A 15,609-nucleotide genomic window follows, 5' to 3' on the forward strand; every position below is an offset into this window, starting at 1 on the left:
CATCTTGGCCTGGGCCTCATGTTGCCTGTCGTGTTGTCTTCAGGCTTTTGGAGCAATATCCAGTGGTTAGTGTAGTGAGAGGAGCTTCCATTATCGGTTGCCACTTAATGCTTCACGATATCTCCGGTATATAGAAAGGTGCAAGCCTGAGCCATCAGTTTTCCCGAGAGACGGTGTCCAATCATAATAAGTCGATATACAAGCTCGTCAGTTCAGTGTTGAGAAATGCCTTCAAGGAGAATCGGACGGGAGCTGGCCTGCGCCCGTCGAGAGATCCTTCGCCTGCTGCATCAGCCAGTTGGAGAAGCGTGCGATGCGGGGATCCGTGTCGGGTGAGTCCTTGGTGAGCAGCACGTAATCATACCCCGTCGCTACCATCCCCAAGGGCGCGATGAGTCTTCCTGCCCGCAGATCATCGTTGACCAGTGGTAGCGGGCCGATCGCGGTCCCCAGGCGGTCGACTGCCGCCTGCAAGGCGAAAAAGAAGTGATCGAAGAATTGCTCGCTGGCTGGCGAGCCGCGATAGCCGCTTTCCCGCTGCCATTCTCGCCACGCCTCTGGCCGAGTGCGGCTGTGCAACCATCTCGCCCGAGAAAGGTCGCGGCCAATGACCGTTTCCCAGCAGTCAGGGGCGCAAACCGGCCCGGCGTACTCGGACCATAGTCGTGTGACGACGTCGTCTTCAGGCAAGACCAGGTTGGTGTGGCGAATCGCGGCGTCACATCCATCCGCGAGCAAGTCGATCGGGCCTCCCGCCAGACGCAGGTCGATATTGAGGTCGGGGTTCAGTGTGCGAAATGTTCCCAATCGCGGCATCAGCCAACGCATTCCCAGGCTGGGTTCGCAGGAGATGGTCAGGATGGGGGAGCTGCCTTCATGACGGCGCAGTGCTTCGGCCGCCTCGTCCAGGCGATCGAGCATCTCACCCGCGACTCGTTGGAGCCGTTCTCCCGCCAGGGTGAGGTATACCCTGCGGTGGCGGCGGACGAAGAGCTGAACCCCCAGGCGTCGCTCGAGTTGAGCAACGGCTCGGCTAATCGCTCCATGGGTCAGGTGCAGCTCTTCGGCGGCGCGAGAGAAGCTCTGATGACGGGCGGCCGCTTCGAAGGCTGGTAGTGGAGCCAGGGGTGGCAGGTGTCTTTTTCTGTGAAGATCGCTCACAACGTATCCGAGTTATTTTCGATTTTCCGCACACCTGGTCGATTTCATACTCGTCCCGAAGACAACGCAAGGGAGGAGACATGTCCAACATTGCCCAGGCCGAGATTCTTGCCGTCGCCGTGATCACCTGTCTGGCCGTTCTCAGTCCAGGCCCCGATTTTGCCATGGTCACGCGCATCGCGGTGATACGTGGTCGGCGTGCCGGCGTATGGTGCGCGATCGGCATTGGTTGCGGCGTTTCGGTCCACCTGAGTTATACCCTATTCGGGCTGGGCGTGGTGTTCGCCGGGGAGGCCTGGCTTCTGACGACACTGCGCTATCTGGGGGCTGGTTACTTGATCTGGTTAGGCATTTCGGCGTTTTGGCCCGATATCAAGGCTCGTATATCGGGGGACGCCAAGGAGAGCGTGAGTGATGGCGGGGAATCTGCGTCGGCGGAGCAGGCCGATGGAGGTTCCGCGTTCTGGATGGGCTTTGCCTGTAATGCCCTCAATCCCAAGACCATGCTGTTTATCGTCTCCTTGTTCAGTCAGGTCGTCTCGCCACGAACGACGCTTGGTACCGAGCTTGGTTATGGTCTTTATGTGATTGCCTGTCACATGGCCTGGTTCTCCGTGGTGGCTGCCTTCCTCACCTTGCCGATCATCCAGGCACGTATCCGCAGGACCAGGAGGTGGATCGAGAGAGTTGTCGGCATCTGCCTGTCGGGCCTTGGGGTCAAGTTGCTGGCCAGCGGTTGAACGACGGCTCCCCTCTGGCGAGCGTTGGCGATAACAGGGATACTGGGGCGCTTCGCCGTGCCGGCCCTGTGCAAGGGGAACCTCGGCATCGCCACGCATCGCTGACAGGAATTCTTCGCCATGGACTCAGGCCTGCCTCTCGTCCGTATCGACGCCCATTCACCCCATGTCGCCACCCTGGCCGGCTGGACCCATGCCGAATGGGGCCACCTGAACCCCGGCCGCGACCTCGCGGCCACCATCGGTCACTTGCGCGCCGACTGCGGCTCGGCCGGTGTGCCCTCGGTATTCGCCGCCATGGACGGTGAGCGGCCGGTGGGCATGGCGAGCCTGGTCGTCGACGACATGAGCGACCGCCGCGAGCTGACGCCCTGGCTGGCCTCGGTCTACGTATTGCCCGAGTGGCGCGGCCGCGGCATCGCCTCGCGGCTGGTGCGTCGAGTCGAGGAGGAGGCCCGGGACCACGGCGTCGAGCGCTTCTACCTCTATACGCCGGACCAGCAGGCGCTCTACCGGCGGTTGGGCTGGCAGGACGTCGAGGAGCGTGAATATCGCGGCGAGGCGGTGACCATCATGCAGCGCGACCTTCCGTCTCCGGCCTGAACCATGCACTGGCGGGCCCTGCGCTACTTCGACACCGTGGCTCGTAGCCACTCGCTGCGCGAGGCGGCGGCTCGGCTGCATATCGCCCCGACGGCCATCAGCCGTCAGATCGACCTGCTGGAGCACCAGCTTGGGGCGCCCCTGATCGAGCGTGGGCCCGGCGGCATTCGGCTCACCGCCGCGGGAGAACTGCTGGCGGTGCAGGCACGCCGCACGCTGCGCGATCTCGAGCGGGTGCAGGAGCACATCAGCGACCTCAAGGGCCTGCGTACCGGCAAGGTCAGCCTGCGAGTGGCCGAAGGCGTGGTCTCCGGGCTGCTCGTGCCGGTGCTCGGGGAACTCAGCCAACGTCACCCGCAGTTGCAGTTCGATATCCAGATCGCCAGCGCCGGCCAGGTCGTCGAGGCGCTGCGCAGTGGCGATGCCGACATCGGCCTGACCTTCTTCATGCCTCGCCACGACGACATCCAGCCGTTCGCCAGCAGTCGTCTGGAACACCACGCGGTGATGGCGCCCGACCATCCGCTGGCGGACAGGGCCGCGCTGCGGTTGGCCGAACTGGCCGACCATCCCCTGGCGCTGCCCGACGAGCATTACGGCGTGCGGCAGGCGCTCGACGAGGCGGCGCGACGCCAGGGCGTGACGCTGAACCCCAGCTTTCATACGGCCTCTCTGGAAACCCAGAAGGCTCTGGCCATGGCGGGCACCGGGCTGTTGATCCTGCCGCCCATGGCGGTGGCCCGGGAATGCCGGGACGGCCAGCTGGTCAGCGTGCCCCTGGCCCGGGGCGAGCTCGAACATACCCGGCTGGACCTGTGCCTGCACCGGCATCGCCAGCGCAGCTTCGCCACCGAGGCCTGCCTGGGACTGTTGGCCTCGGTACTGCAGGCCATGGGAGAGGGCGACGCAGGGGGGCAGGGACCGAACACCTGAGAGGTGCACACAAAAAGTGGACACCCTGGCATCAGGATTGTAATGGCGGTAGACACCGCTCGGCACCAAGCTGAAGGCACCGACAACAACGCCAAGAGTGAACGATGTCAGACCTCCACCTGATGACTGCCACCCAACTGCTGGATGCCTATCGCCGCAAGGCGCTGTCGCCGCTGGATGTCGCCGAGGCCCTGATTCAGCACATCGGCCGCTGGGAAGGCCGCCTCAATGCCCTCTACGGCTATCGGGCAGAGACCTTCCTGGACGCGGCGCGGGCCTCGAGCGAACGCTGGACGCGCGGTGAGCCCAGCGGCCCGCTGGATGGCGTGCCGGTCACCCTCAAGGAACTGATCGCGACGCGTGGCATGCCGGTGCCGAATGGCACGGGCCTGGGCCCGCAGACACCGGCCACCGAAAATGCGCCGCCGGCGGCCCGACTGGCCGAAGACGCGGCACTGCTGCTGGCCAAGACGACCTGCCCGGATTTCGGCATGCTCTCTTCGGGGCGTTCCTCCTTCCATGGTACAACCCGCAATCCCTGGCGGCTCGACTGCAATCCCGGTGGCTCGAGCGCCGGGGCAGGGGCCGCGGCGGCGGCCGGCTATGGCCCCTTGCACGTGGGCACCGACATCGGCGGCTCGGTGCGCCTGCCCGCCGCCTGGTGCGGCGTGGTGGGGTTCAAGCCGACACAGGGGCGCATTCCCATCGATCCCTACTATGTGGGGCGTTGTGCCGGCCCCATGACCCGCAGCGTCGACGACGCCGCCCTGATGATGACCACCCTGGCACGCACCGACCGCCGCGACGCCACGCGCCTGCCGCCGGAGTCGATCGACTGGACGGACCTCGCGTGCGACGTCTCGGGGTGGCGCATCGGCGTGATGCTGGACGCCGGCTGCGGCCTGCCGCTGGACGACGAGATCGCCGCCGCCGTGGAGGCTTCCGCCGCGCGACTCGAGGCCGCCGGCGCCACCCTGGTGCCGCTGGCGCCGGTGCTGACTCGCGAGATGCTCGATGGCCTGGACCGCTTCTGGCGTACTCGCCAGTGGAGCGCCCTGGAGGCGCTGACGCCCGAACAGCGTGAGCGCGTGCTGCCGGCGATCCTCGCCTGGGCCGACGACGGCGGACGGATCGGCGGCGTCGAGGCGGTGCGCGGCTTCGAGCAGACCCTGGCCATGCGGCGCGCGACGGAAGCCGTGTTCGACGATGTCGACGCCGTGATATCGCCCACCACGCCCAATGTTGCCTTTTCCGCCGACTGGGTCTCGCCCACCGATGACCCGCAGCAACCCTTCGAACACATCGCCTACACGGTGCCGTGGAACATGGGCGAGCAGCCGGCGCTATCGCTCAACGGCGGGTTCTCCCGTGACGGCATGCCGCTCGGCGTGCAGTTGATCGGCCCGCGCTTTGCCGACCATCGCGTGCTCAAGCTGGCCAAGGTCCTGGAGACGCGCCTGGCGCTCGAACCGCGTTGGCCGACACCGCCCGTCGCGCAGTAAGCTTCTCGGTCAATTGTCTCGTCTTGTCATCGTGGGAGATACGCATCATGTCTCGTCTCGTCGTCCTGCCCACCAGTCGCGCCGGCTGGGCGCTGCTGATCGCCTTCGTCGCCGTGGTGGCGGCCGGCATCTGGCCGGTCATCGGCTGGGTGAACCGCGCCGTGCTGGTGCTGGGCCTGCCGCTGCTGGTGGTGTGGAGCTATGTGGTGATCTTCGCCTGCTTCGCCGTCATGCTGATCGCCAATCGTGTCCTCGAGCGCAAGGAGGACCACCATGACTAGCCCCTGGCCGCTGCTCATCACCCTGACCTATGTCGCCATCGCCATGTTCATCGGCCTGCGTGCCCGGGGCGGGCGGCGCATGAACAGCCTCGAAGAGTGGGGCGTGGCCGGGCGCAGCATGGGCCCGGTAACGCTCTATCTGCTGATCGCCGCCGGCAGCGTCAGCGCCTACACCTTCATGGGCGCGCCGGGCTGGGCCTACTCGAAAGGCGTGCCGGTATTCTACGTGGCCGTCTATCTCGCCTACCTGGCGCTGGTGGCCTGGTACGTCGGCCCCAAGGTGTGGCAATTCGGCGAGCGCTTCGGCCATGTGACCCAGGCCAGCGCCATTGCCGACCGCTACCAGAGCCCGCTGCTGGGCGCCCTGGCGTCGCTGGTGATGTCGATCGGCTCGATCGCCTACGCCGTGTTGCAGACCATCGGCTCCGCCTACATCCTCAACGTGATGAGCGGCGGGGCGATTCCGATATGGCTGGGCGTGCCGCTGGTGCTGGCCTGCATCGCCGTCTACCTGTTCGTCAGTGGCCAGCGCGCCATCGGCCGGACCAACGCTTTTCAGGGCGTGCTGATGCTGGTGGTGGCCTGGGCCGTGGGGCTCTGGGCATTGCACAGCGCCACCGGTGGGCTCGATGTCGGCGCGCTGTTCACGCGGCTCCAGGCCGAGCACGGCGAGTCCCTGACCCTGCCCGGCGCCGGCGGCGACATGAGCTTCAGCTTCTGGACGACTTCCGTCATCGTCTCGATGTTCTCCTTCATGCCGCCGGTATGGACCCAGTGGATGAGCGCCTCCTCGGCGCGGACCATTCGGCGCAGCGCCACCTGGCTGCCGACCTACTACGTGGTGATCCTGCCGATGGTGGTGGTGGGCTTCATCGGCATCTTCGCACTGCCCGACCTGGCCCGCGCCGACACCGTGGTGCTGGAGTACGCCATGCAGCACCTGCCGGTCGTGCTGGTCGGACTGCTCGGCGCCGGCACCCTGGCCGCCTCGATGTCCTCCAGCGAACCCTTCATCCACTCGGTGGCGCTCTCCTGGAGCCGGGACGTGCTGCAGCCGCTGTTTGGTCTCTCCGACGCCTTCACCGGGAAGCTGGCGCGCTGGATGATCCTGCCGCTGATGGCCCTGGTGATCGCCCCACTGGCCATCGCCGAACCGGGCAGCCTGGTGATGATCCTGCTGGTCGGGCTGGGCTTCGCCACCCAGGTGATGCCGGCCTTCATCGGCATGTTCCTGTGGCCGCGCGCCTCCAAACTGGGCGTGCTGGCGGGCATCGTCGCCGGCTTCATGGTGACCGTGGCCTTCACCACCCTGTGGAAGCACCCGCTGGGCATCCACGCCGGCTTCTGGGGCCTGATGCTCAACCTGCCGGTCTTCGTCATCGTCTCGCTGATGACCGCGCCCACCCAGGCCGAGGTCGTGGAACGCTTCTTCCGCATCGCCGCCCCCCACGGCCTTACCCGACTCGGTGGAGGACGCGTCGCCCAAGTCAGTGACTGCCTGCAGCAATAAAATGACAGTATCTTTAGTTTCAGGGGGTAAGGCAGCGATATGATTCGCGCGTATCGGGAAGCAGATATTGATCGAGTCCTGGATATCTGGCTTTCAGCATCAATTAAAGCCCATGGGTTTGTCGATCCAGCATTCTGGCAGTCGAAAGTCGGTGAAATGCGCGACAGGTATATCCCCGCTTCGGAGATATTCGTCTATGAACGCAATGATCGAGTCGTCGGGTTCTATAGCCTGTTCGAGGACACCCTGGCGGCCATCTTCGTGGATCCCGACCTGCAGGGACAAGGGATCGGAACAACGTTGCTGGATGATGCCAAGGGCAGAAGAGAGGGGCTGCGCCTGACGGTCTACAGAGAGAATGCGCCAAGCGTCAGGTTCTATGAGAATCACGGTTTTGTTTCGCTTGGTGAGCAGGTCGATGAAAACACCGGTCATGCCGAGATTGTCATGGGATATCGTGTTTGATCCTGCGTAAACTGTGGGCTTTAACGTATTTCGTCCTTGTGGTCCCGCGGAGAACTTATGGAACGCTTTTATAACGCGCCCGAGCGTGTCGTCGACGATATTCTTCATGTAGCGGCCGCTACCGCGGACCTGCGCATTGCCGAGCCGGAAAGCGGTCTGCGGATTCTGGTCAGGGGCGATTGGGACCGGCAGCGAGAGGGCCGCCGTCAGGTAGCCGTGCTATCCGGCGGCGGTGCCGGCCATGAACCCGCCCATGCCGGCTTTATCGGCGATGGCATGCTGACCGGGGTCATTTCCGGCAATCTGTTTGCCTCGCCCAGCGTCGAGCCGGTTCTGGCGGCCATTCGTGAAGTCTGTGGCGATGCCGGTTGCTTGCTGGTGGTCAAGAATTACACCGGTGATCGGCTGAATTTTGGCCTGGCGGCCGAACGTGCCCGCGGCGAAGGGCTCAATGTCGAAATGGTGATCGTCGCCGACGATGTCGCCATCGCCGAAGCACCGCAACCACGCGGTATTGCCGGTACATTGCTGGTACACAAGCTGGCCGGCTATCTGGCAAGCCAGGGCGCGTCGCTGGCCGAGATTCAACAGCGCACCCGGGCACTCTGCGAGCGGATGGGGTCACTGGGCATGGCGATCAAGCCTGCCGCACAGCCTGGTCAGCCGGCGTCAAGGCGTTCCCCCGAGCTGGGGCTCGGCATTCATAACGAACCCGGCACCCGTGCGGTCGACCCTCAAAGTGCGGATGACGCGATGCGCCTGGTGCTGGAGCCGTTGCGCCAGGCAGTGACGCCTGTGTCTGCCCCTGGTTCGTCATCCGACACCGCCTGGGTGGCCATGCTCAACAACCTGGGCAGTTGCTCGTCCCAGGAGATGGGCGTGCTGGCCGAGTGCCTGTTACGCCAGCTGGGAGAGGATCGGGTAAGTCATTTGATCGGCCCCGCGCCGCTGATGACCTCGCTCGATATGCACGGTTTTTCTGTCACCTTGGTGCCCGGCACGCCCGAACTGCTGGCTGCCCTCACGGCACCCACGAACGCTCCCGCCTGGCCGGGCGTTCATGGCGTGCGCCAGGCGCCCACCTTCACACCCGACACGGCCCAGGGCCACGACGCCCTGGCTGACGATGCTCCGCAGGATAGCGAGACATCAGCGGTGCTGTGGCGGGTGATCGAGACATTACGCGAGTCGCGCGAGGAGCTGGACGCCCTGGATGCCAAGACTGGTGACGGCGATGCCGGGGCCAGCATGCAGAGTGGCGCCGACAGCATCGCCAAGGCACTCGACGCCCAGCGCCTGGATACTAGCTCCCTGTCACCGCTGTTCACCGGTATCGGCCAGTTACTGGCTCGAGACATGGGCGGCTCCAGTGGCGTACTGCTGTCGATCCTGTTCACGGCGGCAGGCGGCGCACTGGGGCGCGGTGACAATCCAGGGGAAGCGCTGGCGGCGGGTGTCAGGAAGATGCAGGAATACGGCGGTGCTCGACCCGGGGATCGCACCATGCTCGATGCCCTGATACCGGCGATCGAGTCGCTGCAACAGGGCAATACACTGGCGGAAGCCGCCCAGGCGGCGCGCACCGGTGCACTAGCTACCGCTTCGCTGACCACGGCCAAGGCAGGGCGTTCGGCCTATGTGCCGGAAAGCGCGCTGGAAGGCATCGTCGACCCCGGTGCCGAAGCCGTGGCACGCGTGCTCGAGGCGTTGGCGAAACCATAATGTGATACGACCACCGGGCATCTTTCCCGCCGAAGGCGGCGTTATACCGAACAGGAGACATCGTGATAGTCATCTATGGCATCAAGGAACATCTGAACCCCATCAAGGCCCAACTCTCCGACGTCATTCATGGCTGCATGCAGTCGGTACTGGGAATGCCGGAAGACAAGAGGGCGCATCGCTTCATTCCGATGGACGCCGAGGACTTCTACTACCCGGGTGGCCGAACGCCGGCCTATACAGCCATCGAGATCAATATGATGCAGGGACGCTCGGCGGAGACCCAGAAAGCCCTGATCAAGACGATCTTTCAGCGTCTGGAGGCTGAGGTAGGTCTCGCTCCTGTGGATGTAGAAGTGACGATCAAGGAGCAACCCCCGCACTGCTGGGGCTTTCGCGGCATGACGGGCGACGAGGCGCGAGACCTCAAATACTCGGTCAAGGTATAGCCATAGCACATTACTGGAATGCCCTGATGGGCGGGAGCAGCCTGCATCCCGCCAATCCCCGCTTTGCACTTATATGCCCGGTTGATTAGGCTCACAAATGCAAGGCGACCGAGATCGCCGTGATAACGACACAATCAAGATACGCGATGCATAGTCAGAAAAGTCGACGAGCGAAGGTTAGACTAGGCGAAAATTTGCGAAAGATGCGGAGTTTACAGAGGTAAATGAGCATTTTGAGCGGATTTTCAACGCCGTATAACCGAGCACAGGCACTTTTCTGACCATGCATAGGGACTACCGCGGGAAGATGGCCAAATTGTCATTGCATCGTGCAGGGTAGGTGGCGGTAGCGTGCCTGAAACTTTGTCCTCCTCACCCCAAAGGACCAAGTACGCCAGCAAACTCGCTGCCTCGTGTTCACTCTGCCGCACAGCCTCAACGGCTGGGTCCAGCTTCACCCCGAGGTGATCTACCGACGGCTGTTCCAGAGCGCCTGGCAGACGCTGCGCACCTTTGGTCGTGACCCCAAGCGTCTCGGCGGTGAGATGGGCATGAGCGCTGTGCTTCATACCTGGGGCCAGAACTTGAGCCAGCATGTGCACCTGCACTGTCTGGTTCCCGGCGGTGCGCTGGGCGACGACGGCATCTGGCGCGAGGCGCGCAGCCACTACCTGTTTCCGGTCCGGGCCCTGTCGCGCCACTTTCGCGGGAACCTGGTGAGCGCTCTGCGCGAGGCCGCCACTTCAGGCGAACTCCACCGGGTTACCCGGCCGGGTGACGTCGATGACCAGCTCAACACGCTGATGGCCACCGAGTGGGTGGTCTACAGCAAGGACTGTCTCGAACACACCGACACGGTGGTGCGCTACCTGGCGCGTTACACGCGCCAGATCGCCATCAGCAATGCCCGTATCCTCGCCGTGGACGACCATCAGGTGACCCTATGCTACAAGGACTACCGCGACCGTGACCGGCGTAAACAGCTCGTCCTCGCAGGCGAGGAATTCGTGCGCGGCTTCCTGCTCCACGTTCTGCCCAAGGGACTGATGCGAGTTCGTCACTATGGCTTTTTGGCCAATCGCTGTCGACGACGACGTCTGACAGAGATCCGCCGGGCGCTGGCGGTCGAGACGACACCGGAGGCCGATACTGCCGCTAACGACGCGGAGCCAACCTACACTTGCCGACACTGCGGGCAACCGACACTGAGAGTGATCGGGACCCTCATACCCCTGCGACCCAAACGTAGCCGCCCCCCCAGCCACAGGGAGCAACGCTATCGAGCATGAACTAACGTCCTACCCACACAACGGACTCGTCGATCCGGCCCGCTTGCGGGTCGCGGCGGTGCTCGTCCCGATGATGGATTTTGACCGGCAAGCGCGCTACGTTGGGGCAAACTGGGCCCGAAAGGTACCGGAATCATGGCCAATATCACTGCCCGAATGCGTCACAACAGATCCGTCTGCGCGCGATCTGCCGTCACAGGCCGAACACTGGCCAATACAATACCCTATAGAAGCTGTGTAGCAGCCTGATGGGCGGCTTAGTCCAACAGGCATTTATACGCCATGCTCCGCACAGCGAAGAAATGCTGAACTGTTAGGCTCCCGAGTTATCCATGAACAGTAGACACTCGTTAAATGCTTTCAGCTAGGTAATTTAAAATATGAGACAAGATTCGTCCGGTAGATATACGCACGGGCACGAACGTAGCACGCTTGATTCGCATGGAAAACGTACTGCGCAGAACTCTGCGGCGTATCTTTTGCCGCAATTGAAACCAGGAATGGATATTCTGGACATTGGCTGTGGCCCGGGCACGATTACGTTGGACTTCGCTCCGCTTGTTGCGCCTGGAAAGGTTGTCGGCATAGAAAATGTCGAACCTCCCCTTCGCGTTGCTCGCACTGAGGCCAGCGCTCGTGAAGATAAAACAACTGTATTTCAAAGCGGAGATGCTCTGAACCTCCCTTTTGAAGACGAATCTTTTGATGTGGTACATGCCCATCAAGTTCTACAACACCTGACTGATCCTGTAACGGCGTTACGTGAGATGGTTCGAGTGTGTAAGCCGGGCGGCTGGATTGCGGCACGTGATGCCGACTATGCTGCCATGAGTTGGTATCCAGAGATTGCAGGTCTTGAATTGTGGAGACAGGCTTACCGCGCTGCAGCTCGTGCCAACGGAGCTGAACCAGATGCAGGTAGAAGGCTTCGTGCGTGGGCGAATGCAGCAGGTATAGTCAATCCACAAGTTACGGCATCCGTCTGGAGCTACTCAGATCCTGCAACTTGCCTCTGGTGGGGTAATGGGCAGGCTAGCCGCTGCGCAGGTGAAATTTTCTCCCAACAAGCACAGGAGCAGGGACTTGGTGATGAAAGCATCGAAAGCATTGTCCGTGCCTGGAGAGAATGGGGCCGCGAACCCGACGCTTGGTTTTGTTTAGTACATGGTGAATTGCTTGCGCAAATTTCATCAGAAGCCTAACAATCACAGGCACAGGCACAGGCACAGGCACAGGCACAGGCACAGGCACAGGCACAGGCACAGGGACAAATTTTCCGCTGCGCTACAAATTTGCCCGTGCTGTGGGCGTTGAGGCTGTAGAAAAAGCCCTTAGCCCACGCCGTTTTGGTAGGGTTGGGGAAAACACCTAGGAGTGGTCAACATGCCCCGCTTCAAGCCTTACAACCATGACCAGAGCGCCATGGTAGTGATCAACTATCAGGACTAGCTTCAGCCCGGTACGTTCGAGCACGCCGTCCACTACCTGATCGAACACAAGCTGGACCTGTCGGTTTTCCATCCCCAGTACCGCAACCACGATACGGGCCGGCTGGCCTACGACCCCGCCATACTGCTGAAGATCATCCTGTTCGCTTATTCCAAGGGGATCACCTCCAGCCGCGAGATGCAGTGGTGCTGCGAAACCAACATCATCTTCAAGGCGTTGTCCTGCGATACTGTCCCTCACTTCACCACCTTGGCGAAGTTCGTCAGCAGCCACACTGATGAGATTGAAGACCTCTTTGAGCAGGTGCTGCTGGTGTGCCATGAGAAGGCCTGCTGGGCAACGAACTCTTCGCCATTGACGGCTGCAAGGTGTCCTCCGATGCCTCAAAGGAGTGGTCTGGCACCTTCAAGGAGCTGGGCGAGAAGCGAGAGAAGCTGCGACGTTTAGTTCGCCATCACCTGCTGGAGCACTACGCGCGGGATAAAGCCGAGACGGAGGCCGACCTTGATCGGGATATCCGTCGAGCCAAGACGATCCTCTCGCTAGATGCTGCCATGAACAAAGTCGATCGCTTCCTAAAGACGCACAGTCCAAGGATGGGCCAGGGGAGGCGGAGCAAGGAAGTGAAGAGCAATATCACGGACCACGAAAGCGCTAAGATGACCACCAGCAAGGGAACGATCCAGGGCTATAACGGCGTGGCCACGGTGGACAAGAAACACCAAGTCATCATCGATGCCCAGGCGTTTGGAGAGGAACAGGAACACCACACGCTGCAACCGGTACTCGAGCGGGTGAAAGCCCGCTTCAAGAAGCTGGGGATTGCTGACAACATCTACCAGCAAGGCACCGTCGTCACCGCTGACACTGGCTTCGCCAATGAAGCTAACATGAAGTACCTGCACGAACGGCAGATCAACGGCTATGTGCCGGACAATCAGTTTCGTAGCCGGGATCCCAAGTTTTCTCAGCAGAAAGAGAAGTACGGAAAGCGGCACCAGAACCTGACAGACAAGGGATGGAAAGCCACCTTTCCGGCCAGTGAATTCCAGTTCGACCCGGTCACCCTTAGCTGTATCTGCCCCAATGGGGAATCCCTGACCTATCGGGGACAGCAGGAAGCCGAGAATGGTAAGGTTCGGGCGCACTTTGAAGGTCGACTTCTGCAATGTCGGCACTGCCCCAAGAAGCACCGGTGCATGCAGAACCCCTCCTCGGCGGATCACCGAAACGGAGCTGGCCGACAAGTCTCCTTTACGATAAAGAGCGACGGACAACCGAGCTATACAGACTGGATGAAGCACCGAGTGGATAGCCAGCAAGGTAAGGAGATATATAGTCACCGAATGTCAGTGGTGGAGCCGGTATTCGGCAACATCGGCACTACGAAACGTTTGAACCGATTCGGGCTTCGTGGCAAGAAGAAGGTACAGTGTCAGTGGCAGTTATACTGTTTGATACACAACATTGAGAAGCTCGCCAATTATGGTCGGTTAGGCACGTGATAAAGGGGCTAAAAGGCTGAAAGTGGCCGCCAAATGCAGGTGATGAGATACTTTTACATCACCAAGGAATCGACATGGTTAATTAGGTCCCTTGGCCAAGGATGTTTTTCGTTTGGTGGGCGGTACAAAAAATCAGAAAACAGGTGGTGAGAGAGACTCAGAATCGAGTTTTTCTACAGTCTCGTTAGCTGCCAGAGGAGAGCATTTGCGTGATTACACCTTTCCCAGAGCGGTTCCCGACGAAAATCTTAGAGCACTTCAATATCGGTGAAGTGGAACCCTCGCTAGATGAACTACTTCTTCCGTGCTTTTGCGACACACCTGCAATTGAAAGATTTTTACGGGCCAATAAGGGCATCCTTCTGGGCGGGAAAGGCACCGGAAAAACGGCGTTATTCACACTTCTGAAACATGGGGATCGTGAATTCGCCAACCCACGTCGAGCCCGACAGCGGTTGATTGCCATAGATTCTGATGTTGAATACTCTCGCCTGAAGTATGCGGCTTTGTCGACAATCAAGTCCGATATTCCCGATGAAGACATCCAGTTTAGATACCTTTGGGAAATTTACATCATCTATTGCTTGCTCGTGGAGCTGAAAGATGACGGGATTCTGAGCGATCATCGGGCGAAGAGTGAAGCAAGCCGGTTTCTAGAAATTTTTGATGCAAAGGGTAAGACGCCGAGCCTCATGGAGTTTCTTGGCGCGGTAAAGAAAACAGCTGGATTTCGAGTAGATACATCAAACCCTGCCTTCCCAACACCGGACTTCTATGTGAGCGTTGAGCCCGGAGATGCGTCCGCAAGCAACGCTGAGAAGTTCGACGTATCACTAAGTGAACTAAAGGCATCCATAAGTCGCTATTTGGCGCGGCGCAAGCAGTATGTCTACATCGTTGTTGATAATATCGACGATTTCGTGTCAAGAGAGGAGTACGAAATACAAAAACTTCTTCTGCAAGGTCTTCTCCGTTGCTCGCGGAGCTTTATCTCAACTCGAAATATAAAGATCCGTCTGCTTTTGCGAACCGAGCTATTCGAGCACATTAACTTTTCACAGGTTGGTGGCTATGACAAAGTCGCGCCAACCACAATCAAGTTAAGCTGGACGCCCTCAGATATTTGGGAGTTTCTCGGCGAGAGAATACTTTGGAATTTTAAGCATCATCTAGAAATCGAGCATTTTGAATATTCGGGTGACGGTCAAAGCTTGGATCTAGAGCCATGGGATAGGAAAGTGCCATGGTATCACCGACTGCTGATGTGGCTGCATCTTTATAAACCCAATGGCCGGGATTCCCGAGATTCGAAGGATGTGAGTTTATGGGATGAGGCCTACAAGTCAGCAATTACGACGATTTTTCCGAGAACAATCAAGCACTACGATGGGTCAGGGAATGTCGAAGACATTGATCTGTTCAGCTTCATTGAAACCCACTTCAAACTTGGAAATGATGAACTAACGCCCAGGATATTGATGATTTATGTTCAGAAGGTATTCGAACTTTGCGCCGACTACTATGCAAAGAACGACGAACCGTTCGTTGAAAAAGACGAGAATGGCGAGTTTCCGCTTCTCAAGCGGAGAGAAATTCTCGCTGCATACGGGTGGCTACAAGAAGAGGTGCTTCGAATATTTTTGGGCTCAGTCACGATCAACGAATGGCGTACGTGGTTGGAGATCATATTTAAGCAAAAGGGTAAGAAGACGACCTTCTCTTACCGTGCTGTACGGAAGCTGATTGGCGTTGGAGACGATGTCGAGATTAGAGACTTCTTGGCATATTTAACCCACCTTGGAGTGTTCCAATGCAGGGATACTTCTGTAGCGCTTGAGCGGCGGCACTATGAGTTACCTATCTTGTTGCACAAGAATTTCGCGTCAGGCTTGCATGCTGGCAGCTAACAAGGCCAGTCACGGCGACGGCTTCTACATTGCGGCTTCGCCTCCATTTCGTAGCCGCGCGTGCTGAGCGGCGTTAGCATAAAAAAGAAATCA

15 protein-coding genes and 1 pseudogene are annotated in these 15,609 nt (G+C 60.2%); 14 read left to right on the forward strand and 2 right to left on the reverse strand.

The window, feature by feature from the left end:
- Positions 1-231: 231 nt before the first annotated feature.
- Complete coding sequence (locus RSO41_RS11210) at positions 232-921, reverse strand: LysR substrate-binding domain-containing protein (protein ID WP_315619229.1); 690 nt, start codon at positions 919-921, stop codon at positions 232-234.
- 36 nt (positions 922-957) lie between these two features.
- Positions 958-1,161, reverse strand: a pseudogene (locus tag RSO41_RS11215) (LysR family transcriptional regulator); the annotation flags it as partial.
- An 80-nt stretch (positions 1,162-1,241) separates the two neighbouring features.
- Here RSO41_RS11215 and RSO41_RS11220 point away from each other — a divergent pair.
- The 14 genes from RSO41_RS11220 to RSO41_RS11285 all read left to right on the forward strand — a co-directional run bounded on the left by RSO41_RS11220 (position 1,242) and on the right by RSO41_RS11285 (position 15,516).
- On the forward strand, positions 1,242-1,901 hold the full coding sequence (locus RSO41_RS11220) for a LysE family translocator (RefSeq protein ID WP_315619190.1): 660 nt from the start codon (positions 1,242-1,244) through the stop codon (positions 1,899-1,901).
- Between the two features lie 120 nt (positions 1,902-2,021).
- Positions 2,022-2,504 carry a GNAT family N-acetyltransferase gene (locus RSO41_RS11225; protein ID WP_315619191.1) on the forward strand — a complete coding sequence of 161 codons (483 nt, stop codon included), beginning with the start codon at positions 2,022-2,024 and terminating at the stop codon, positions 2,502-2,504.
- Between the two features lie 3 nt (positions 2,505-2,507).
- Entirely contained in the window at positions 2,508-3,437 is a 930-nt protein-coding gene (locus RSO41_RS11230; RefSeq protein WP_315619192.1) for a LysR family transcriptional regulator, read from the forward strand.
- A gap of 104 nt (positions 3,438-3,541) precedes the next feature.
- Positions 3,542-4,939, forward strand: a complete 1,398-nt coding sequence (locus RSO41_RS11235) for an amidase (protein ID WP_315619193.1) — start codon at positions 3,542-3,544, stop codon at positions 4,937-4,939.
- A 47-nt stretch (positions 4,940-4,986) separates the two neighbouring features.
- Entirely contained in the window at positions 4,987-5,220 is a 234-nt protein-coding gene (locus RSO41_RS11240) for a hypothetical protein (protein ID WP_275288307.1), read from the forward strand.
- Complete coding sequence (locus RSO41_RS11245; RefSeq protein ID WP_315619194.1) at positions 5,213-6,730, forward strand: sodium:solute symporter family protein; 1,518 nt, start codon at positions 5,213-5,215, stop codon at positions 6,728-6,730. Before RSO41_RS11240 ends, RSO41_RS11245 begins: the two co-directional genes overlap by 8 nt.
- A gap of 39 nt (positions 6,731-6,769) precedes the next feature.
- Positions 6,770-7,195: a GNAT family N-acetyltransferase gene (locus RSO41_RS11250; RefSeq protein WP_315619195.1), complete on the forward strand. Its 426-nt coding sequence runs from the start codon at positions 6,770-6,772 to the stop codon at positions 7,193-7,195.
- Positions 7,196-7,252: 57 nt separating this feature from the next.
- Positions 7,253-8,917, forward strand: coding sequence for a dihydroxyacetone kinase subunit DhaK (locus RSO41_RS11255; protein WP_315619196.1), 1,665 nt, complete (start codon positions 7,253-7,255; stop codon positions 8,915-8,917).
- Between the two features lie 62 nt (positions 8,918-8,979).
- The gene (locus tag RSO41_RS11260) at positions 8,980-9,366 is read left to right on the forward strand and encodes a tautomerase family protein (RefSeq protein WP_315619197.1); all 387 of its coding nucleotides are present in this window, start codon (positions 8,980-8,982) and stop codon (positions 9,364-9,366) included.
- Between the two features lie 413 nt (positions 9,367-9,779).
- On the forward strand, positions 9,780-10,655 hold the full coding sequence (locus tag RSO41_RS11265) for a transposase (protein ID WP_315619198.1): 876 nt from the start codon (positions 9,780-9,782) through the stop codon (positions 10,653-10,655).
- Between the two features lie 380 nt (positions 10,656-11,035).
- Positions 11,036-11,857: a class I SAM-dependent methyltransferase gene (locus tag RSO41_RS11270; protein ID WP_315619199.1), complete on the forward strand. Its 822-nt coding sequence runs from the start codon at positions 11,036-11,038 to the stop codon at positions 11,855-11,857.
- 385 nt (positions 11,858-12,242) lie between these two features.
- A complete protein-coding gene (locus RSO41_RS11275) occupies positions 12,243-12,551 on the forward strand; it encodes a transposase (protein WP_315619230.1) in 309 nt (102 codons plus the stop codon).
- Positions 12,473-13,609 (forward strand): transposase, encoded by a 1,137-nt coding sequence (locus RSO41_RS11280; protein WP_315619200.1) that lies wholly within the window; start codon positions 12,473-12,475, stop codon positions 13,607-13,609. The genes RSO41_RS11275 and RSO41_RS11280 overlap by 79 nt, the downstream gene beginning before the upstream one ends.
- Before the next feature lie 209 nt (positions 13,610-13,818).
- On the forward strand, positions 13,819-15,516 hold the full coding sequence (locus RSO41_RS11285; protein ID WP_315619202.1) for a P-loop ATPase, Sll1717 family: 1,698 nt from the start codon (positions 13,819-13,821) through the stop codon (positions 15,514-15,516).
- Positions 15,517-15,609 lie beyond the last annotated feature (93 nt).

It is taken from the genome of Halomonas sp. I1 (assembly GCF_032334135.1).
Classification (GTDB): Bacteria; Pseudomonadota; Gammaproteobacteria; order Pseudomonadales; family Halomonadaceae; genus Halomonas.